At 61.4% G+C, this 20,020-nt stretch carries 21 protein-coding genes; 7 read left to right on the top strand and 14 right to left on the bottom strand.

Annotation, left to right across the window (positions count from 1 at the left end; genetic code table 11):
• Nucleotides 1-4: 4 nt before the first annotated feature.
• From BDO18943_RS43160 to BDO18943_RS23245, 3 genes are all read right to left on the bottom strand, one after another.
• Nucleotides 5-391, bottom strand: coding sequence for a DUF6283 family protein (locus tag BDO18943_RS43160; protein WP_407649862.1), 387 nt, complete (start codon nt 389-391; stop codon nt 5-7).
• A gap of 5 nt (nt 392-396) precedes the next feature.
• Entirely contained in the window at nt 397-582 is a 186-nt protein-coding gene (locus tag BDO18943_RS23250) for a hypothetical protein (protein WP_175024207.1), read from the bottom strand.
• 282 nt (nt 583-864) lie between these two features.
• Complete coding sequence (locus BDO18943_RS23245; RefSeq protein ID WP_175024206.1) at nt 865-1,158, bottom strand: hypothetical protein; 294 nt, start codon at nt 1,156-1,158, stop codon at nt 865-867.
• Between BDO18943_RS23245 and BDO18943_RS23240 the strand changes: the two genes are divergently transcribed.
• Nucleotides 1,148-1,468, top strand: coding sequence for a hypothetical protein (locus BDO18943_RS23240; RefSeq protein WP_175024205.1), 321 nt, complete (start codon nt 1,148-1,150; stop codon nt 1,466-1,468). The genes BDO18943_RS23245 and BDO18943_RS23240 overlap by 11 nt on opposite strands.
• Nucleotides 1,469-1,599: 131 nt before the next feature.
• Here BDO18943_RS23240 and BDO18943_RS23235 read toward each other — a convergent pair whose 3' ends face one another.
• Nucleotides 1,600-2,736, bottom strand: coding sequence for a hypothetical protein (locus BDO18943_RS23235; RefSeq protein ID WP_175024204.1), 1,137 nt, complete (start codon nt 2,734-2,736; stop codon nt 1,600-1,602).
• A gap of 615 nt (nt 2,737-3,351) precedes the next feature.
• Between BDO18943_RS23235 and BDO18943_RS23230 the strand changes: the two genes are divergently transcribed.
• From BDO18943_RS23230 to BDO18943_RS23205, 6 genes are all read left to right on the top strand, one after another.
• Entirely contained in the window at nt 3,352-4,848 is a 1,497-nt protein-coding gene (locus BDO18943_RS23230; RefSeq protein ID WP_175024203.1) for a Fic family protein, read from the top strand.
• A 75-nt stretch (nt 4,849-4,923) separates the two neighbouring features.
• Complete coding sequence (locus tag BDO18943_RS42710) at nt 4,924-5,253, top strand: plasmid mobilization protein (protein ID WP_235996168.1); 330 nt, start codon at nt 4,924-4,926, stop codon at nt 5,251-5,253.
• Between the two features lie 14 nt (nt 5,254-5,267).
• Entirely contained in the window at nt 5,268-5,963 is a 696-nt protein-coding gene (locus BDO18943_RS23220; RefSeq protein ID WP_321533537.1) for a phosphohydrolase, read from the top strand.
• Nucleotides 5,964-5,978: 15 nt separating this feature from the next.
• Entirely contained in the window at nt 5,979-8,345 is a 2,367-nt protein-coding gene (locus BDO18943_RS23215; RefSeq protein WP_235996167.1) for a DNA cytosine methyltransferase, read from the top strand.
• Nucleotides 8,346-8,353: 8 nt separating this feature from the next.
• Complete coding sequence (locus tag BDO18943_RS23210) at nt 8,354-11,182, top strand: relaxase/mobilization nuclease domain-containing protein (RefSeq protein ID WP_175024202.1); 2,829 nt, start codon at nt 8,354-8,356, stop codon at nt 11,180-11,182.
• Between the two features lie 25 nt (nt 11,183-11,207).
• Nucleotides 11,208-11,501: a hypothetical protein gene (locus tag BDO18943_RS23205; protein ID WP_175024201.1), complete on the top strand. Its 294-nt coding sequence runs from the start codon at nt 11,208-11,210 to the stop codon at nt 11,499-11,501.
• 27 nt (nt 11,502-11,528) lie between these two features.
• Here BDO18943_RS23205 and BDO18943_RS23200 read toward each other — a convergent pair whose 3' ends face one another.
• The 10 genes from BDO18943_RS23200 to BDO18943_RS23155 form a co-directional block, all read right to left on the bottom strand.
• A complete protein-coding gene (locus tag BDO18943_RS23200) occupies nt 11,529-12,227 on the bottom strand; it encodes a competence protein CoiA family protein (RefSeq protein ID WP_175024200.1) in 699 nt (232 codons plus the stop codon).
• A 129-nt stretch (nt 12,228-12,356) separates the two neighbouring features.
• Entirely contained in the window at nt 12,357-13,652 is a 1,296-nt protein-coding gene (locus BDO18943_RS23195; protein WP_175024199.1) for an ATP-binding protein, read from the bottom strand.
• A gap of 62 nt (nt 13,653-13,714) precedes the next feature.
• Complete coding sequence (locus BDO18943_RS23190) at nt 13,715-14,920, bottom strand: DUF1173 domain-containing protein (protein ID WP_175024198.1); 1,206 nt, start codon at nt 14,918-14,920, stop codon at nt 13,715-13,717.
• A 48-nt stretch (nt 14,921-14,968) separates the two neighbouring features.
• Nucleotides 14,969-16,198, bottom strand: a complete 1,230-nt coding sequence (locus BDO18943_RS23185) for a hypothetical protein (protein ID WP_175024197.1) — start codon at nt 16,196-16,198, stop codon at nt 14,969-14,971.
• A gap of 43 nt (nt 16,199-16,241) precedes the next feature.
• Nucleotides 16,242-16,574, bottom strand: a complete 333-nt coding sequence (locus tag BDO18943_RS23180) for an Rmf/CrpP family protein (RefSeq protein WP_175024196.1) — start codon at nt 16,572-16,574, stop codon at nt 16,242-16,244.
• A gap of 35 nt (nt 16,575-16,609) precedes the next feature.
• The gene (locus BDO18943_RS23175; protein ID WP_175024195.1) at nt 16,610-17,410 is read right to left on the bottom strand and encodes a hypothetical protein; all 801 of its coding nucleotides are present in this window, start codon (nt 17,408-17,410) and stop codon (nt 16,610-16,612) included.
• 40 nt (nt 17,411-17,450) lie between these two features.
• The gene (locus tag BDO18943_RS23170) at nt 17,451-17,810 is read right to left on the bottom strand and encodes a flagellar transcriptional regulator FlhD (protein WP_175024194.1); all 360 of its coding nucleotides are present in this window, start codon (nt 17,808-17,810) and stop codon (nt 17,451-17,453) included.
• Complete coding sequence (locus tag BDO18943_RS23165; RefSeq protein ID WP_175024193.1) at nt 17,807-18,052, bottom strand: YqaE/Pmp3 family membrane protein; 246 nt, start codon at nt 18,050-18,052, stop codon at nt 17,807-17,809. The genes BDO18943_RS23170 and BDO18943_RS23165 overlap by 4 nt, the downstream gene beginning before the upstream one ends.
• A 27-nt stretch (nt 18,053-18,079) precedes the next feature.
• Complete coding sequence (locus BDO18943_RS23160) at nt 18,080-19,186, bottom strand: putative bifunctional diguanylate cyclase/phosphodiesterase (RefSeq protein ID WP_175024192.1); 1,107 nt, start codon at nt 19,184-19,186, stop codon at nt 18,080-18,082.
• A gap of 26 nt (nt 19,187-19,212) precedes the next feature.
• Nucleotides 19,213-19,986: a lytic transglycosylase domain-containing protein gene (locus tag BDO18943_RS23155; protein WP_175024191.1), complete on the bottom strand. Its 774-nt coding sequence runs from the start codon at nt 19,984-19,986 to the stop codon at nt 19,213-19,215.
• Nucleotides 19,987-20,020 lie beyond the last annotated feature (34 nt).

Here is a 20,020-nt window from a genome sequence, read left to right as displayed (position 1 = left end):
GAAGTTAGTCCTGCTTGTTAGCCAGTCCCGACTCACGAAGCTTTTCTAGGACCTCAGGATAGTCGGCGTGGAGTGCGGGCCAATCGGCGCCAGGCGAGAGAGCAGCGGAATCAAGGTGGCCGGACATGACGGCCAACCGAACGCCCGGATGGCAGTCTCCGACCGTGGCCAGCCAGCCGGCGCATGCAAACTCTGCTCCGACCTTGGATTGATGGCAAGCGAACATGCTTGCACCGAAGTCCGGCCCCATACCTCGCTTGTCCGGGCACGTCGACGCCAAGCTTTCGGCCAGCTCCAGGTCGAAATTCGGGATGTCACCGGCCACTGCATCGCGGCGCCATGGACACGAAGCGCAGGGCTTGGGAAGGGTGGTTAGGCCACAGCTTTTCATCGAGATCACTGGTTGCGCATCTCATGTACAGCGCTGATCGGGTCACAGCCGTCGATGAACAAGTCCCAGGCAAGGTCTTCGTCCACGTCGCCGCCAGCGACACGCCGAACGTCCTTGAGCCAGCGAGCGAATGCACGTTCTTGCGGTGTCTCTGCCGCTTCGTCGCGCGCCATGGTGTACATGTTTTGCATCGTCATTCCCTCGTCAGTACCGGTGTGCCTGTGTCGCAGAGCATCGAATCAACCGCGAAAAACAGATTTCGCTGGATTGTTGATTCCATCGTTGATCGGCAGATTCGCAGCCACCTGCAGCTCGCACTCCCAATGGCGGCCGGATACGGCGTGATACCCCTCGTCAGCATAAACAGGGTTCCTGCACAGCGAGCAAGACCCAGTGACCAGGGGGCGCGCACCGACACTATTGCTACCGAGATTCATGGCACGTCCTTCTATTGGACAGCGGTGCTTGTGGCTTCAGCCCTTCTTGAAACCACTGGACATCGGCGCGCTCAGAGAGCCGTCGGCGTTGATGGTGTATGCCATCGGCATGCCGTTCGGAAACTGGAAGGTGACCTTGTTGTCCGCAATGGTGTACGTGGTCTCCACTTCCTTGCCCATGAGGGTCTTGGTCTTGACCTTGCCGTCGGCGGTAAACACCAGGAAGCTCTTGCCATCGTTGGCCTGGTAATCACCGCTCAGCGTCGAGACGCCGCCGCATGCAGCCAAGGACAGGGAGAGCGCGAGGAGGAGGATGCTGATGAATTTCATGGTGATTCTCCAGATTCGCCGACTGCCCGCTGCAATCAGCATGAATCCATTCTATACGCACATGTGCGTATTAGCAACCCCTATTTTCAGCTTCTTCGGTGAGAAGTTTCACGGCCCAATCCGGCGCAGGGCGGGCACTGCCGAGCGCAGGATCGGATTCCCAAGCCTGCACCGTTCGCAGCTTGCATGGGCGCATGGTTTTTTCCTCCAGAAAGTTCGCGGCTTCAGTTTGGGTCATGCCCAGGCGGGCACGAAGCTCTACGAGCTTTTCTCGGTTGGTCTGGGGTTTTTTCATCGTTCCTATGCGTGAACTAGTTGGCCGGAGCCAGGGTGGATCCATCTAACGGGACGCCAAACAGAAGCGTCACCGAGGCGATTATATACGCACGCGTGCGTATTCTGGGCAAAGGTGGCCGCGACAGTCCGGGAAGCGACCGCAGCTCAGGACTTGGTAGGGAACAGCGCTGGGTCCATCTTGGTGAATGAGGAGCCCGTCCGCGTCTGAGTCATGGGAACGCGTTGCCGCCAGGTCACGCGGAAACGCTTCTCGTCCGGCGTCTCGACCTTGAGCACACCCGCTTCATCGCCTTCCTCGTCGCAGTACTCCAGGCCAGCGCCATAGAGGCGTTGCTCCAGGGTCAGCATGAGGCCGGGAATTGCGGGATGCTCCAACTCACCAGGTTGATAGACATGGGCGGGCACGCCGTCACGCGGCTTCAGGGCCGGAACGCCGTCCTGCAGGGCGCTGATCCGCTTCCTGACAGCCTCAGCCGGCGCAGGAGCAGGCGCTACTGGAGTCGCTCCCCCTGCGATCGGTGCGCGTGCCTGGCCATGAGAGTTCTTGCGTTCAGGAGGCTCAGCAGCCGGCACGGGAGGTGATGGATCCGTGTCGAGCGTGAAGAACCCTGGCGGACCATTGGAAGGGGCCTGGGACGGCGTAGAAAGCCCCAGGAGACCGAATTCGCCAGTCGGGGCATCCGAATGGCCATCGTCGCCCTCAGCGCCCTGAGGCGGTTTCCGTGCGGCAGGCCGAGGCCGGGCGGGGCGACTGGGTTGGGGCGAACCAGCGACCCGGGCGGGGCCGGCTGGCGTGGCGGGCTCGGCTTCAATGACGCGGCCATTGGCGGGCGTGCTGGGCAGGCCGAACATGGCGTCGAGCTTGGGGGCTGCAGATTGCTGGAGCCGCTCCATAAACGCATTCACACGCCCGGAGATCGCAGAGACATCGGCGCCTGCCGTTTCACTACGGATTGCAGCCAAGAGAGCGATCTGCTCGTTCATTCGACCCTGGCAGACATCCATGCGCGTGGCCAACATCTCGCTGAAGTAGGCGCGGACCGTGGACGGCTGCAGGTTAAAACCGCATTCGCCCAGCAGCTTGGTGAGCTGCGGCCAAGAGCATCCCTTGTTGCGTAGCACATAGAGGTGCGGCATCAGCTTCTCAAAGGCCTGCCGCTGCTTCTGATCCTCCGGAACGATGAGGAGAGCCGCCGTCTTGAGGACTTCCTCGGCCACGGCGAAATCAGACGACGAAATACGGTGCAGCGGACCGCTGCGACGAGCCATCGGTTCACTCATAAGCCGAGCCTTTCCACTTCGCTGATGTCGACAAGACGGCCTTGGTCAGGGCGTTCAAGCGGGTAATAGCCGGCTCAGAAGCTTGCAACGCCTCACGCAAAACAACCGCCAATCCACCCCGCTTCCGCCGGCCAGAGCCAGTCACTTTGAACTCAATATATGGCGTGAATGTACATGATTCGATGCATTTCCTCAACGATCCCGCCCCCCAGGCGACTCGGGGCCGTGGCAGTTCCCAGAGGACTTCACAGGCGAATCGCGTGCACTCTGCTCCCTAGATAGCCGAAAACCATTCACAAAGCCCAGCAGGTCTGCCGCAAATCTGCCTTAGATTCGCAGCACGAGTACACAACGGTACAGGGCAGGATGCCAGATGTGTGCCTCACGGCACGCATCTGATCCTGGTCCGCTAGGTCGCTTCGCGCCCGTCGCAGACACTCAGGGCTTCGCCCCGAGACCCCGGCTGTTGAAAAGCCTGCGGGCTGAGTTGTTGGTTGGATTGGAGTGCACGGCCTGAACTGGCGCGATCGGCCGCCGCGACAGAGGCCGGATCCGTGAGCCGCAAGCTAAGTAAAGCGGCTCACAAGATGAGCCGCTTGTGATAGATTGCGGCTCATGAACTCAAAATCTCCCTGGATCTGGCGCCGCGCCGACTGGCCGGAATTGGCCTACAACGCGCAATTAACCGCCCCCGACCTGGCCGAGGCCTACCGGATGCACGGTGTGGTCGAGGGCAAGGCGATGGCCATCGGCCTAGGCAGCACCAGCCAAGTCGCGCTCGATGCGTTTTCGGATGAAGTGCTCGCCACCGCCGCCATAGAAGGCGAGCGGTTGTCGCTCGATGTCGTCCGCTCATCCGTGATGCGGCGGCTCGGCCTGGCAACGTCGGGGCCTTCAGACCGTCACGTCGACGGCCTGGTGGAAGTCATCAGCGATGCGACGACCGCGTATGACTTGGCCCTGGATGAGGATCGCCTGTGCCGCTGGCAATCAGCGCTGTTTCCGGGCGGCACGTCCGGCATCCACCGGATCGCAGTTGGCCGCTATCGCGACCACGAAGATCCCATGCAGATCGTGAGCGGCACGCCAGGCCGTGAAGTGGTCCACTACGAGGCACCGCCATCCAAGGACGTGCCGGCGCATATGGCGCGCTTCCTCAAGTGGTTTGCCGAGACCTCGCCCGCGCAGGCCTTGGCGCCGACGGCCGGCAGCAAGCAGATCGACGGCTTCGCCCGGGCTGCCATCGCGCACCTTTGGTTCGAGAGCATCCACCCGTTCGAGGACGGCAACGGCCGCATTGGGCGGGCCATCGCAGACATGGCCATGGCGCAGCATTTACGCCAGCCGGTGCGGCTTTACAGCCTGTCGCGGCAGCTTCAGTCATCCCGCTCCGCCTACTACGACGCTCTCAACCAGGCGCAGCGAGGCGACACCGACGTCACCAAGTGGGTGCAGTGGTTCGCGCGCCAATGCACGGCGGCTTGTCATGTCGCAAGCCAGACCATCGACCGGGCGATCGAGAAGCGGCAATACTGGGAGCAGCACGCGGGCAGTGGACTCCATGACCGGCAGCGCAAGGTGCTGCAGCGCCTGCTTGACGATGGTGACGGGGGCTTCCTGGGCGGCCTGAATGCCGAGAAGTACATGAAGATGACTGGCGTTTCAAAGGCCACGGCGACCCGCGACCTTTCGGAGATGGTTGCCGGTGGGCAACTGTGGAGCCACGGCGTGGGTAAAGCGGTGCGCTACTACGTCAATGTGCCAGGGTGGTCGCATGGCGTAGGCACCGACGGTCCTGGGCCCGCTGCGGACTTGGCCGACGCGGAACACGAGTCGGAGCAGTCTGAGAAGAAGATCCGCGCCGCGCTCGATGCGGACGGCTACACCGTGTCCGAGAAGTCAGGCGAGAAAGACCACCAGTACTTTGGCCCGGTTGTCGCAGTGTCCAGCTTGCACGTCGCCCAGGATGCCGGCCGCCGGCAAGCCGTGATCCATGACATCCGCACGCTCGACCGGGTGCCAGCCCTGGGTGACCGGATCCATGTGAAGTTCAAGGATGGTCGCGGATCCGTGACCAACATGCTGCAGCTCGACAAGGATCTGGGGCGCTAAAGCGCGGCCGCATGTGGTCGGAAAACAGCGGTTGGGCGGGTTGTTACTCGCACATGTGCATGTGATAATGCATTTATGGCCAAACACCATTTCACCAAAAAGGACGACTCCGAACGGCGCACCATCCGCAAGGTGTTCCGTGTCACGGAAGAAGAGGATCAGAAGATCCGCCATTCGGCGTCGATTCGGCAGATGGATGACTCCGAGTTCATACGTCGCGCAGCCCTCGGGCGCAAAGCCGACGTGGACTACGAGACAGAGATCGTCCTGGCGCTCAGCGACATCACCCGTGCCGTGCGTGCCATGCACGCCGCAATGGTGGAGCGCGGCATTGCCCCGCCCGAGGCCGAGTTGCTGCCTTTGATCCTTGAGGCCCGCGCAGCGATGCTGCGCATCTCGAAGTAGAAGAGGGGGGCACGGTGGATCTTTTGCAGCAAAATTCCGATGCAGCAATCATTAAATATTGCACATCCACGCGCGAACAGGCGCAGCACCTGATTCCTCGCGCGTATGTTCGGCAGCGCTCCGGGCTGCATCTGGACCTACTCAATCCGAGCGCCGACGGCTGGACCGACGAAGACCTGGCCATCGGCCTGTCCCGCACCTATCGCTGGGGTGGCCACTCGACGTGGCCACTGCCGTTGTCCGTCGCCCAGCACTCGCTGACGGTCATGGCGCTTTACAAGGAACACGCCAAGCGCGCGCCGTCCAGCGCCGAATTGCTGCGCGAGCTGCTGCACGACGCAGACGAGGCCCTAATCGGCGGCTTTGACCCTATCAGCCCGCTCAAACCATTTCTGGGCGATGGCTATGCCCAGATCGTCGCGAAGCTGCAGGCCGCCGTGTTCGCGCGCTACGGCGTCTCCGACTGGACCGCAGAAGACCACAAGCAGCATAAGCGTGCCGATCACTTGGCCGCTGCCTCGGAGGCGGTTCACGTCGCCGGTTGGTCCCGCGAAGAAGTGCTTGATCTCCTCAACATCGGCCTGCAGCCGGTGAAGTCCGATCCCTTGGTCGAGGCCTACGGCTGCAAGCCGTGGGAGCCTTGGCCGCCGTCCATCGCCGCTGAGCGATTCCTTGACCAACTCCGGCAGCTCCAAGCGAGCCGCGTCTAACAAGAAGGCACAGCCATGCTGCACGAAAGCAATACCACCTACACAAGCTACCTTCCCGATCCCGAAGAACGACTCCGGCAGCTCGCGTTGGGCATGGCCGTGCGCAGCAACGCTTCTGGCCCGGAATTGCTGACCGATAACTTTGCTGGTGGCGGTGGCGCTTCCAAGGGCATCGAACTGGCCTTCAATCGCCCCGTGGACATAGCAATTAACCATGACGGCGAAGCCTTGGTGATGCATACCGCCAATCACCCGGACACCGCTCACTATCAAGAGGACGTGTTCGACGTTCACCCGGGCTTCATCACCGGCCAGCGACCGATTGGCTTGGCGTGGTTCAGTCCCGATTGCAAGCATCACTCGAAGGCTAAGGGTGGCAAGCCGCGCGATCAAAAGATTCGAGGGCTGGCCTGGGTGGCATTGAAGTGGGGCGCGCTGCAAAAGCCGCGCTGCATCGCCATCGAAAACGTGACCGAGCTGCTCACGTGGGGCCCGCTCGATGGAAACGGCAAGCCGATTAAGGAAGAGGCCGGCCGCACGTTCAAGGCCTTTATCGACGCACTGTCGCACGGCCTCGATCCGGCGCACCCCGACATCCCCGAAATCTATGAGACCCTCGGCGCCGACTTCCCGATGGAGAAGCTCTATGCCGGCCTGGGCTACACCGTGGAACACCGCGTGTTGCGCGCATCGGACTACGGTGTGCCGACCACGCGAACTCGGCTCTTCATCTTTGCTCGCCGCGATGGGCTCCCGATCAAATGGCCGGTGCCGACCCATGGCGATCCGAAGGCCAAGGGCTTCGCAGCCAGCGGCCTCCTGCCGTGGCGCACGGCCGCTGAATGCATCGACTTCGACCTGCCGGCGCAGAGCATCTTCGGCCGCGCTAGGCCGCTCGCAACCAACACCGAGCGGCGTGTTGCGAAGGGGCTCTGGCGGCATGTGCTTGCCAGCGTAAAGCCGTATATCGTCGGAGCGCATTCGGGCAAGCCTGTGCCGACGGCCGAGCCCACGGACATGGCGGCGACTGAAAACGACCGCCAGCCTGCGCAACCCGCTCAGACACCATACCTGACCGAGCACGCGAACGGCAGCAACCAGCGGACGATGTCGGCGGGCGAGCCCTTGCGCACGATCTGCGCACAGGTCAAGGGCGGGCACTTCTCGGTTGTGACGCCCAAGATGGCGCCGCTGGTCATGACCAACACCACCGGACACCCTGGCGCTTCGGTCGAACAACCGCTGCCGACGATCACCACGGGCGGGCATCACGCAGTGGTCGCTCCCATGATCGCGCCGCTGCGCGGTACGAGCGAAGGGCACTTCGGTGGCCACCCATTCGATGCGCCTTTGTCCACCGTATCGGCCGGTGGTACGCACCACGCCTTGGCGAGCGCGCACCTGGTCACCATCGGCTACGGCGAACGCAAAGGCCAAGAGGCCCGTACTCAAGACATCGAAGGACCGCTTGGTACCGTTGTCGCGGCCAACAAGCATGCGCTGGTGGCTGCGCATTTGACCAAGTTTCGCACCGGCAACACTGGTCAGGACATGGACGAACCCATGCCGACCGTTACGGCCAATAGCTTCATCAAACGCCCGGGCGGTGCCGCCCCGCTGGGCATCGTGGCGGCACACCTTACCCACTTGACGCACCACGGCGAGCGATCGGGCCACGCGGCCGACAAGCCTCTGCCGACCGTCACAGGTGCTAATCGAGGCGAGCAGGCGCTGGTGGCTGCCTACCTGGAACAGGCCAACGGAGGGTTCTACAACGGCGAAGGGCGGCCAGCAGACGCCCCGATGACCACCATCACTTCGACCGGCGCGCAGCAGCAGCTCGTGACCGCGTATTGCGTCAAGTACTACAGCTCGGGTGGGCAGTGGCAGGGTCTGGATGACCCAATGCATACCATCCCCACGAAGGCCCGTATGGGTCTGGTCGATACGATCACGGTGCCGGCCAATTTCCTCAGCGAGGCGCACGCGGTCAAGGCGAAGATGTGCGCAGAACTGCTGCACAAACACCTGCCGGAGCACTTCCCCGAGCCCGCCGAGATGGTGCTGGTTTTCCTGCAAGGCCAGTGGTGGGTACTGGTGGACATCACGCTGCGCATGCTCACGCCGCGCGAGTTGGCCCGTGCCCAGGGCTTCCCTGACGATTACGTAATTGAGCCCATGGTGCGGCGCTATAAGCGCGCCAAATCGCACGCCAAGGGGCGGAGTGGCAAGAACGCCCGTGCTCACAAGGAATGGGTGCTGGTGCCGCTATCCAAGTCCGCCCAGGTCCGAATGATCGGCAACTCGGTTTGTCCGCCGTTGGCACGAGCACTGATTGAGGCCAACTTCCCCGCGATCGAGCGGTTGTCGCAGGCCGCCTGAGCAGGCTCATGGTCCCAATCATTCCGCTGCAGCGGCAGCACAAGCCGAACGCGTCCAAGCGCTTCAACGACCTGATCGAATATTTGGAGGGCGAGCAGGAAAAGGCGAAGCCAGCACAAGAGGCTGGCCTGCAGCAGGACGGCGAGGCCGAGGCCTCGCCGCGAGCGGCCAGCGCGCGCGAGGCGCATCCCAACGAGTTCGGCGAGATCCTGAGCTATGCAACCGCTCCTGTAGACACGAAGGTCGCGGGCGAAAAGTGCATCGCGCTCCGTACGCATGGAGTCAGCAGCATCGAGACGGCCAGCGCCGAAATGAACGCCGTCTCTCGCAAGAACACGCGTTGCCATGACCCTGTCTACCACTTCATCCTGAGCTGGCCGGAGCATGAGAAGCCGGCTGCGGAGGCGATCTTCGACGCGGCCGAGCACGCGATCAAGTCGCTGGGCTTCGAGGAGCACCAGTACGTCATCGCCATCCATGCCAACACCGACAACATCCATGCGCACGTGGCGATGAACCGCGTGCATCCCACGACGTACAAGAGCCGGCACATTGAGTGGGCCAAGCGCACGTTGCACTTCGCAGCCCGCGAAAGCGAAATCAAGCACGGGTGGACCCATGACAACGGGATCTACGTCGTGGAAGTGGATGGGCACGGCAAGAAGCACATCGTGCTCAACACTAAGCATGCCGGCGCCAAAGAGCAGGGCGAACACGCGCATCCTGAGATCGAACGCGACGAGACGCTGCCGACGTGGCATGACCCTGAGAGCTTGGATTCCTATCTCAAGACTTCCGTGGCCAAGGCACTCAAGCAAGACCTTCCGGACCTCACGAGCTGGCAGGCTCTGCATGTCTGGTTGGAGCAGTACGACATCACGCTCAAGGACACAGGGGGAGGCGGCTTGCGCCTGCGCGCCGTCTCGCAAGAAACCGGCGAAATTCTGGAAACCCCCGTCAGCAAAGGCCTGCGTTTGCTGAAGCGCCCCGAGATGGAGAAACGCTGGGGGCCGTTCAAGCCACCGTTCACGAATCCGGTGATCGTGCCGGACCTCACCCACCTTACCCCTACGCAAATCGATAAAGGAGTAGACCATGTCATCCGAATCGCACCAGACCGAGGAATCCCCCCTCCCGACCACGTCCTTGGTGTTGAGACAGGCACCCCCGGAACTCTTCCCGAAGGTGGCAGTGGCCTGCATGCAGTGCCCGATGGCGCTATGGCAACTGGAGGACAAGTCCCTCCGGTGCTACTGCCGGGTGCTCTACAGGATGGTCTGGGAGACGACCAAGCCGGGCAAGATCCGGGCGTGCGACGCGCCGCTACTGGCCGCGCAAGCGGCGGCGGAGGAGGCAGCGAAGGGCGAGTAGTAGGGCCCGCATCGCCGGCCCTCGGCCGAAAGCAGCGAGACCCGGCCCTGCGCGCCCAGCGAAAAGCCGAGCGCGCTGCAGCCCGCTCGGATCTGCGCAAGCGCTACACGCAGTACCGGAATTTCGTCGCGGACGGCGACACCGACTACTTCACTCGCCTGAAGGAATTGCAGCGTGAGCGGTCACGCCAGATCAAAGCACTGCAGGCCGAAGCGAAAGCCGCCAAAGCGGCCATTCCGAAGGTTCTGAGCCGCGAGGTGCGTCTTGTCTCGATCATCGAGATCGATGCCGAGGTGACTCGGCGCAAGCTCATCGCCGAGGCGCAGTTCCAAGAGCGCCGCGAGGCGTTGCGCATTGCTCGCGTACCGCCCCTGCAGTGGCGCGAATGGCTCTACGAGCAGTCCAATCGCGGAGACAAGGCTGCGCTCTCTGCGCTGCGCGGCATCGTCTATCAGGCCCAGCGTGACGCCAAGTTGCCGAAGGAGGGAGACAAGGACGACGAGCTGGAGGATCTGGAATTATCTGCCGCTGACTACCAGGAGCAGCAACACAAGCGCCTGATGGCGCGACTGCTGGCCGAAGAGCGCAAGGAACGGGCGATCCGCTCCAGCAGCGTCCACACAATGCGCCCCCACGAGGTGGACGCGCTGATCCTGGCTTACGCCGGCATCCAGTGGCGCGTGACCGGCAACGGCAACGTCGAGTACAGCCGCAACGATGGACAACATCTCTTCACCGATCGGGGCAACCGCGTCACGTTCGATCGCATGCGCGTGACCGACGAAGAGATCAAGCTCGCGCTGATCCACTCCCGAGAAAAGTTCGGTCGCCAGATTACGTTGACCGGCGAAGAGCCGATCTTCGTGGCACGCATGGCGAGACTGGCCGATGACATGGGGCTCAAGATTCTCAATCCGGAGCTGCAGTCCGTCGTGCAGTCACACCGAGAGGCCAAGAAACAGGCTGCTGGCCAGCTCGCAAAGGAGTCCGCACAGCAGGCGCTCCAGCCAAGCACGCAGGCGCCCGCAGATGCCAAAGAGGGACCGGCCCCTACAACGGCCCCAGAAGCCGCGCAGACTGTCTCAGAGGCGACAGGGCAGGGCGATATACCTGCAGACGATCTGGAGGGCGTGGTGGCCGATCCCCTGGCCAACATCAAGCCTACGGAGCCGGCGCTTCCGGAGGCCGGAGAGGAACGCTTGCGCGCCATGGTTCTCGGCATCGACCCACGAGCAACCTTCGAGATCGCGGATCCAGCAGATGACCGCCGTCTGTACGTTGGCCCGGTGGCTTCGGCCATAGACGAGGCGCGGCCCATGTTTGCTCAGCACCTCGGCCGCAGCAACTACGTGATTCACCGCCACACAGCGCCTGCGGATCACAACGATCGAGCTATAGAGGTGCGTTACCGCGCTGGCCAAGTGGTCGTGAGTCTTCCTCAACAAGACAAGGGCCAAGGCCTTTGAGTGAAACCACCAGGTGGAGCTGCTAATGGTTGACGCAACCCTGATTACCGGCACGCTGGAGTGGGCCTCGGCCGTCGCTGGCTTGGCAGGCGCCTATTTGCTGGCCGCCAACCGGCGAATTTCTCGCTGGGGTTGGGTTGGCCTCCTGCTGGCGAACCTCTTTGCTATTGGCTTTGCGCTGCGGGCGTCCCATTGCGGGCTTTTGGTGCAGCAACTGGGGTTCATCGGATCCAGCGTGTTGGGGATCTGGCGATCGGGGTTGATCGCGAAACCGGCGCCGCATTGCGACCGAAAGAGCGAAGGCCATCAGTGGCTGTAATGACGCTCCACTAATGCCAAGTGGAGTTCATCCGAGATTCCACGAGCCGCCTCGGTATTGGTATGTGCCGTCAAGGATGCCGGCCAGCCAATTCGACACCGTCGCTGTTTTAAGGCCACCGAACAGGACCCGCTGCTCGCCCTCTGTGTTCAGCATGGCCACGGGCAACTCCGGCAGCATCCCTGTGCCAATGCCGCCGGGTGGGAACACGTTGCCATAATCGCGCTTTAGCAGCAGGCGCGTTGTGGCCTTGCCCAAAGTGATGAATGCCTCCGCGCGGACGAGCCAATAGCACTCGACGGACGAGGCAGCGTACCGCTCCTGGCGACGTATGAAATCGCGCAAGTGTTGGTAGGAGCGTTGCAGTTCGATCACGATGGTGCGTCCATGGAACGAGAAGAGAACATCGGCCTCCCACTTGCCGCCGCTCGACGAACTTCCCGGCACCTCTTCCCGGCCCATGATACCCATGCCATCCAAAGCAGCCAGCACTGCCGCTTTGCCGCCCTTGTGCCATTTCGTTTCGGGCGCGGTGGCGCACTCGTCCGACAGGTGAGCAAAGAAGGGCAGGCCGTTGATGCTGGTCTTGAGCACCGCCGGGGCCTTGCAGCATGGCATCACGAATTCGCCGAGCAGCGCGGTCTGCTTTAGGAGGTCCCACTCGGCGCTTGAAATGGTGGCCGCGTCTACGGGACGACCGTCGCGTGTCCAAGCTGATTGCGTCAAGGCAGTGTCCTTCGCAAAAAAGAAACCGCCCGGGCGGGCGGTAGTGTCCGTGGGTGAGGCCGCACACGATACTAACAGCAGGAGCGTCATCAAGGGTCGTGCGCACAGCGCTCGCGCGTTCAAAGGAGATTACAGGCTGACCATGGTTGCCCCGCTTGCCAACTCGCCGACCCCCTTCATTTGAACCAACGCCCTGCGATGCGGAATGATGGACTTGAGCGAGGCTTCGCTTAACCCTAGCTTTCTGACCACATAGGCGTTGTTGGTGTGATCGAGGCCCAACAGAAGCTTGGTGCCGAGATTGCCGATGAGGATGTCTGCAAAATCAGATGGCGCTTGAGAGGCAAAGATCATGCTAATGCCAAATTTGCGGCCCTCCCGCACCATCCGGTTGATCACGTAGTCTTCCGCGTCATCGCTGTACCAATGCGCTTCGTCCAGCACGATGATGTCCAAGATCTCATCGGTGATGCCACGCTGTACGGCCCGCGTGAAGATTGTTTCCAGCCTGGTGAGCGTGAACAGCTTTTTCTCATCCCGGCTCAGCGACTTGATGATGTAACGCCAGACCCTGCTGCGCGGGTCAAGTGGCGGCGTCGTATTACGGTAGATGCCGATCTGGTACAGGTTTTCGAGTCGATCAACCACGGCCTCCAGCGTTTCTTTCTGCCCGTCCGCTTCGAGAGCATCCTCAAACTCATCGCCCGTGCGTGCAGTCTTCACAGCTTCAGTGAAACATGCGATCGCCTTTTCTTGCGCCGCTTGCAGCTCGCGCTCAAGTTTCGCCAACGCCGCCTCGTCGTCTCCGCCGTCGCGCGACAGTGCTTCTTCCTTGGCCCGCATCTGCTTGGTCGCGCGAAATACGTCTTGAAGCGCACTGACAGCACGCTCGCTGGACCCTGTCGCCATGACCTTGATCCGCTCCCTGCCGAAGTCAATTGCATCCAGCAGAGTCGGATAACGCTTCCCGTTCGCGGGGTCCGCAGCCCACGTTGTATGGTCTTCCATCACGAAACCATGGCGTCGGTATAGCGCGATCAGCAGCCGCGACAACGCACGCTCCTGCCTGTGCCCCAGCTTGGTCGACGTCCGGTTGATCGCCATGATCAATGACTGGATGCGCTTCCGTACGCCGCCGAACTCCGGGTCTGCGCTCAACTCCAGCGGATTGAATCCGAAATCGGACGATTCATGAAACGTGACCGAGGACGCCTCTGGAATGTCGACATCCCCGTGACCATCAAACACATGAAAGCGCACGCGCGGATGACCGCTCTCCTTCATCGCTGCCACAATGCGACGCAGCATGGTTGTCTTGCCCATGCCGCTATCGGCAAACACCCCAATGTGGGGATTCGCAACGCGGCCAGGCTCCCAACAGACCTCTGCCCCGTTGACGATGTTAGCGCCCCATTTGATACGCAAAGCAATATCCTTTATCTAAGTGATCTCGATCCAGGCGCCGCCGCCGAGAGGGTTCACAACTATCACTTGCGAGCCTGCCGTGCCTCCGCGATCGGAAATGCCGGCATTTCATTCGCCGTATCCCACGTCCACGCTTCGAGCGTGCTTTCCTCGATCAACTCGTGAAGTTGCTTGCGGAACTCGTCTTCAGCGCCGTATGAAGTGATGTACATCGCGACCGGATTGGCGGTGTCGGAAAGCACTGCGCACGCCAGGGGAGTAGACGACGGCAGGTTGTACCGCAACCCTTTAACAAAGCGCCGGTGCTGGGCGGTCAATGCGTCCACCAGCATCTTCTCGTCCACACTCTCGTAAGGTAGCCAGTTCTCGTTCACGAGCATCAGCGAGGCCTCTTCCAGAGACGCAACGCCTGCGCCGCTCACGCCGAACGTAGCAACGACAAGTAGGTGCGAAGATTCCATCCCGCCCCAGAGTGCGAGTTCATGCTCGAAGCGTTTGAGCAGCCGCGTGTACAGGTCATCGTTCATGAAGAAGTGGGCGTCAGGCAGATGCTTGAGCACCATCTTCTTGCCGAAGCGCGCATCGCCAAGCTCCTTGACTTCACCAACGACCATCATCAGTTTGCGCGTGCTGCCGTTTGCTTGTGCGAGCGGGTTGAAAATCGCAAGGCGCCGACGCGTAATCTCGTCCTTCTTGTCCAGCACAAAGCTCTCTGGAATGTACAGAAGGTCTGCTACCGAGCCACCCTTCGCAACCTTGTCGCTCGCAGCTTGTAGAAGGGCTTTGCGCACGATCCACCAATTGCGCTTATCTGCCATGGCCGGCGACCAGCGGGTCAACCCGGCCTCGTCGTACAGGTAGTGCAGTAGACCGCGAAGCGTGAGCTTCTTGCCGTCTGTGCGGACGGTATCGTGCTCGGCGCCGCTGGGTGCCGGCGCAGCGCGCGATCCGTTCTTGGAAAGCGCGAAATCGAATTTGAGCGTGGTGACGCCGTCAGCCAAGTTGGTTTGAATCGCCCCGCCCATCACCTCGCCCAGCCCAGACAATTCCGCAGGCGGCTCGTAGGACTCGCAAGAGGTAGCGTGCTGCGCGCCCGTGTTCGGCATGCGCTTGATGAGGTACTGATGCCCGAGCTTTGCAACATACATCTCGATGCCCGAACCCCGACACATGCACAGCGGTCGCCTGTCCGACCCGTACACTGCGGCAAGAGCCTGGTTCAACTGTTGATCATCCGGTGCGTAGGTATTTCCAGCGATTTGATACATGATTCGTATTCCTTGGCTCAGTGGGCGGGCGTCGCAATGCGACCGTAGTCAAGGGAGCACCACACGCGCCACGTACGGCGCGAGCTGGTCCCTGTTCAAGAACTTGTCTTTTGCGATGACGGCCGACAAGTCATCCAGCACCTGCCGGTTCGCCTTGAGGAACGTCCGGACTTCTTCTGTGCAATCGGCCTTGAGCGCATTCAACACAACCCGGTTGTGTTCGATTTGCGCGTCGCCCGCCGGCTCTGCATAGAAAACTTCGCCGAAGCCCGAAGACAAGTAGGCTGTCGCGGCAGTCAGCCATTTCGCGTTATCAGTCTGCGCACCATCAGCCCGTTCGCCCAGGGCGACATACTCGGCTTCGGCGCCCGCCAGATGCATCAGCATGGACCACCGTAGATGCCCTTCCGTCAACACATCCGGCGCCGGCTGCGTGTGCTCTACCTGCCCGCGATACAGGTCACGTCCGCTAATCTCCGCGCGTACGGACACCATGAATACATCGGGCAACTCGCCGCGCGTCGCGAACATCAACACGTGGCCAGCTTCATGAATGGCCGTCCGATGAATGTCCTGGGGCTTCCTCGGCTTCGGACGAAGACGTGCAACCGCGTACCCCGCAACTTCCAAGCTGCCGCGAGCGACTATGTGGTTGCGCGATGGCGACAGCGCGAACGCTGCGCGGAGTAAGACGAAAGCTGTGGCCACAGCCAGGGACGCGTCCGGGTTCTCCTTTGCAAGGCGTACCACGTCGCTCAGCTCTTGGGCGAACGCACGCACCGCAACCAGAGCCAAGGAGAGGAGAACGAAGCGCTCGACCAGGCTGATCGCACTGGCGACGGTCGCGGGTGCGAAGATGGCTACTGAAACGGCGCTGGCCACAATCCACAAAAGGCCCAGAATCAATGTGGCGTTGTAGACTGCCTGCGCAGAAAGAGGCAGCGTCTCCAAGCGTGGCGCGTTGCCAGTCCAAAGCGGAATCACGGCGATCAGGCCGAAGACCAGCGCCGGATACTCGGCGACGAACCGCACCAGGCCCCTGCCCCATGCCTTCGCCGAGATGGGTGGAATTCGATCCAATGCGCGAAGCAATATGCCGGGCAGCAGTCGCTTTTCCGTCAGATGGCCCGCCAGCGCGGCCGAGATGGTGAATGTCAGGACGTTGAAGGCAACGCCGAGGGCCGAAAGGTGCCGGTCGTGGATCCACAGAAGCAGCAAGTTGATGGCAAGGCCCGTGCCGGCGTACACCGCTAGGCGCTTCACAAGGTTTTTGCCCATGGGGCTCCTTTATTGTTGATTCGGTACAAGTGAGCTTTGGCTATCAGGCGATGAGCATGTCGGTTCGCCCGCTAATCTCAATCTTCCTGAAGGCGGCGAACTGCAATTCGCCGGACTCGTAGTCCCACCCCAACAGCCATCGCGCTCGCATGTCTTCAGGCAAACTTGGGCACGCGGTCCACGAGATGCCGTTTTGAGCAGCTTCACTCCCGGCTTGGAAGTAAGGAGCGAGGCGGGCAACTTCGTACTCTTCCGCCCAAAGCCACGCTTCCCGGCTTCCTGCTGGATAAGGGCAATCCTCTTTCGAGCGGCCTTGCATCACAGCCTGCCGCGCCTCCGCAGCGATGTACTCCCAGTAGTCACCGTTGTTGTCCATCTTCTGTTCCTAAGGAATCTGATCGGAGCCCACCTTCAGCGGCGGTCGCGCTTGTTGATGGCGCGCGTCGCTGGCGCCAACGCCTCTTTGGGCGTTTGGATCTCCGTGGGCGGTTCTGTTACATCGTCCTCGGCTTCGGACTGTGGCGTAGCGACCTGCGGGAGAAGAGGAGGAAGGATGGGGCCTGGCGCCCTTTCGGTGATTGCCCGTACGCGCCCATTCTGTTGGCCGGCGTCGTAGACAAAATAGGTCCATGCGGACAGGACACCGAACGCGACGACGCAACAAGCGACCACCTTCAATGCGGCATTGAGGAATGCAAGAACAGGCTTGCTATTGAGCGCGCGGCTGCTGGCAATGGTGACGACTGAGCCGTCGTCGCACGGGATCTCCAGCGTGTGGACGCCGAGCGCACTTACGCCGAGAATCTCCTTGATGCCCAGTTCAATCTTCTTGAGGACTACCTTTGCTTCGGCTTCGCTCAAGTTGTTGACGAATACTTCGCTCTTCCCGCCGGAGTCGTCGCTGGATTCAGCGACAACCCGATAGCGATCTTGAGCGGTGTTGTCGGAGTCCGCCTGGGAGCGCTCGACCGATAGCCGCTTGATCTTCTTTCCCCAGTTGCTCGTCTCCCAGTGGTAGATCGCGAGGAGGCCAACACCCGCAACGATGACCTTTTCCTTGGTAACGTCCACCTCGAACTCACCGTGCGCAACCTTGTCGGCTTTGGGCGGCGATTCGAGATGCTCCACTTCTCGATCACTCGTTTCGAACTCCAAGATCGAGGACAGTCTGCAATCGTCTGCGTGGTCCACTCGTTCAGCTACGGCATTCATACGGCCTCCAAAATTCTGTGTTTATCCATTCGATGCTTGGTTACTCGTCCACCACGGTGCGGTCTTCGTCCATCGCCAACGCGGAATCACGAACGACCAACTCCTCCCAATGGGGCTTGGCAATCAATTCAGCCAGTACATGAGAGCCAAAGTAGAAGCGGCATAGCAGCAGATTGGTGTTCGCCAGCTTCGTGATCTCGGTCTCTGGCATCGCCACCAGTACGTCAGCCATTTCCTGTGAGATACCAAGCGACGCGAGTGCGTCGCTTCGCCCGCTGGCAAGCAGTTTTCTGGCGAGCGTGAGGAAACTAATGTTCAGCTTCCGGATCTCGGGTACCAGCGCAACGGAATTCGTGAGCAGCTTTCCGCGACCATCCGAAGCGCTAGGGCCTTTGGTCACAGGCCTGCCTCGACCTTCAACTGCGAATTGCGCATGGCCGCCTCGGCGATTGCCGCGGCAATCCTCTTGGCGGTTCTCCTGGCGGCCTTGTTGTACTGATCGATGGAGTACGCAGACCAGATGGTTGCGGGCGCCCAGCCAATAAGGCTGATCTGAAGCAGCAGACACACGGTCGCGGCGATGGGACGGTTGACGGTCAGGAAGTGCAGCCAGGGGGCAAACAGGCTGGTGATGATTCGCATGGGCAATCCTTTTCGATCAGTGGGGAGTCAACGCGCTGCAAGTGCGAACTGCACGAACTCAGTTGGCGGTAGAGGCTTGGCGAACAGATACCCCTGGGCAACGTTGCAGCCGAAAGACCTCAGGAGATCCACTTGTCGCTGCGTTTCGACGCCTTCGGCAATCGTGCTCATGCCCAGCTTGTCGGCCAGGCCGATGACGCTCTGGACGACAGCAGCGGCCCCGGGAGAGCGGGCCAGATCTGAAACGAACGCGCGGTCAATCTTGATCGTGTCCAGCGGCAGCTTGCTCACGCGCGATAGGCATGAGTACCCGGTACCGAAGTCGTCAATGGAGATGTGAATGCCCGTATCGTTCAAGGCCTGCAGCAGACCTTGCGAACGGTCGTCCGCGAGGAAACTTTCGGTGATCTCGATGCCGAGCAGCTCAGTGCCCAGGCCGGTATCGCAGAGCACGCCATGGATTACGTCGCTCAGCCGATCCGAGAACTGCTTGACCGAGAGATTGACCGAGACCTTGATCCCTTTGCCCTGACCAAGGCCCAGGCGTTGCCAGCCCACTGCCTCGGTGCAGGCCTCGCGCAACACCCATGCGCCAATCTCTTCAATGAGCCCGGATTCCTCCGCAATGGGAATGAATTCCGTTGGGCTGACCAGGTCCGCTTCGTGACGCCACCGCAGCAATGCTTCGGCGCCGACGACGGCTCCAGTCTGCATGTCCACTTGAGGCTGATAGTGCAGAAGAAGACCTTCGCCGGAATCCAGCGCGCGGCGCAGACCGCGCTCAATGAAGGCCGCGCGCTCGGAAGAGCGGACGTGACCGCGCCGGCCGTACTCCTCGATCTTGGCCTCGCACGCATACATGCGAGCCAACAGGGCCCGCCGCAGAAAATCATCCAGCTCACTAACGCTCACAGGAACGTCGCATTCCGTGAGGACCGAAGCTAGGCGCTCAAGCGTGAAGCCTTTGGCGCGCATGGACAGCAGTTGGTCCGCGAGATCGGTTAGAGCTATGAGTCCACTCGAATGAGGTGGCGGCGACGTGGCCTCAATCTGAATGAGCAGGTCTTTTGCGTTGGCAATCAATGAGCCCTGCTGATCGCTTTCTTGATCCACGACTTGCAACCCGATACCCATCACTCTCTCCTTCATTCCCCGTGCGGTCAGTGCATCTCTGCGACTGAGAAATTGCTGGCCTTCAGCGTGAAGGTCCGTTCGTTCGTTCGCTCCGGGCTTGCAGTCAGTGCCGGAGCGGCATCGCCGCGTGCAGCAGTTGTGCGCGTCATGCGTGGCACGACGCGCTCGGTGCGAATGGTCAGAGGCTTGCCCACTTGCTTGTAGACCAAGGCCACATAGCCATCCCTCGCGCCACGCGACCAGTCACCAGAGTTGTAAGCGCTGAGCGCAGCTTGCAGTGCCGCTGGCCCATTGCCGAACTTCGCGCGGGCTTTCTCATAGAAGTCCGTCAGGATCTTTCCGCCCACAGCGATGTTCACGCAGGGGTCGAACACGTCTTGAATCGATACGCCCATCTTGGCCAGGTTGCGGTCGTTCACCTGAGCCACGCCGAGCGAGACGGTGTGGCCGTTTGCAATGAGGGTCTGCGCAGTCGTGACGGCCTCTTGGAGCGACCCGGGGTAGAGCGAACGCACCAGTGCCTTACGTTGCGCCCATGGCAATTTCACCGGCCCGGCGTCCGCAATTGCGAACTGGTGCCCGCGCGACTCTGCAGACACGACGGCCGCCATGGTTTCGGGGTGGACCGTGGGCGCACAACGTGCAATGAGCGCACTTAGCTCTGGGTCCACGCCCGCAACCACCACCTGGGCGTGCGCGCTTCTGCCGCCCAGCATCGCGATGGTGCTGATCACAAGCAAAAGCAATGAACATCGAATAATGCGCATCTGATGCCGCCGGTAGGGTTCGGGAATTAACATGGAATTAACAGTATATGGGTGAGCCCTGAGACTT

The organism is Burkholderia aenigmatica, from assembly GCF_902499175.1.
GTDB lineage: Bacteria > Pseudomonadota > Gammaproteobacteria > Burkholderiales > Burkholderiaceae > Burkholderia > Burkholderia aenigmatica.
The sequence above is the reverse complement of the archived record's forward strand: the minus strand, read 5'-3'. Positions and strand labels throughout refer to the sequence as shown.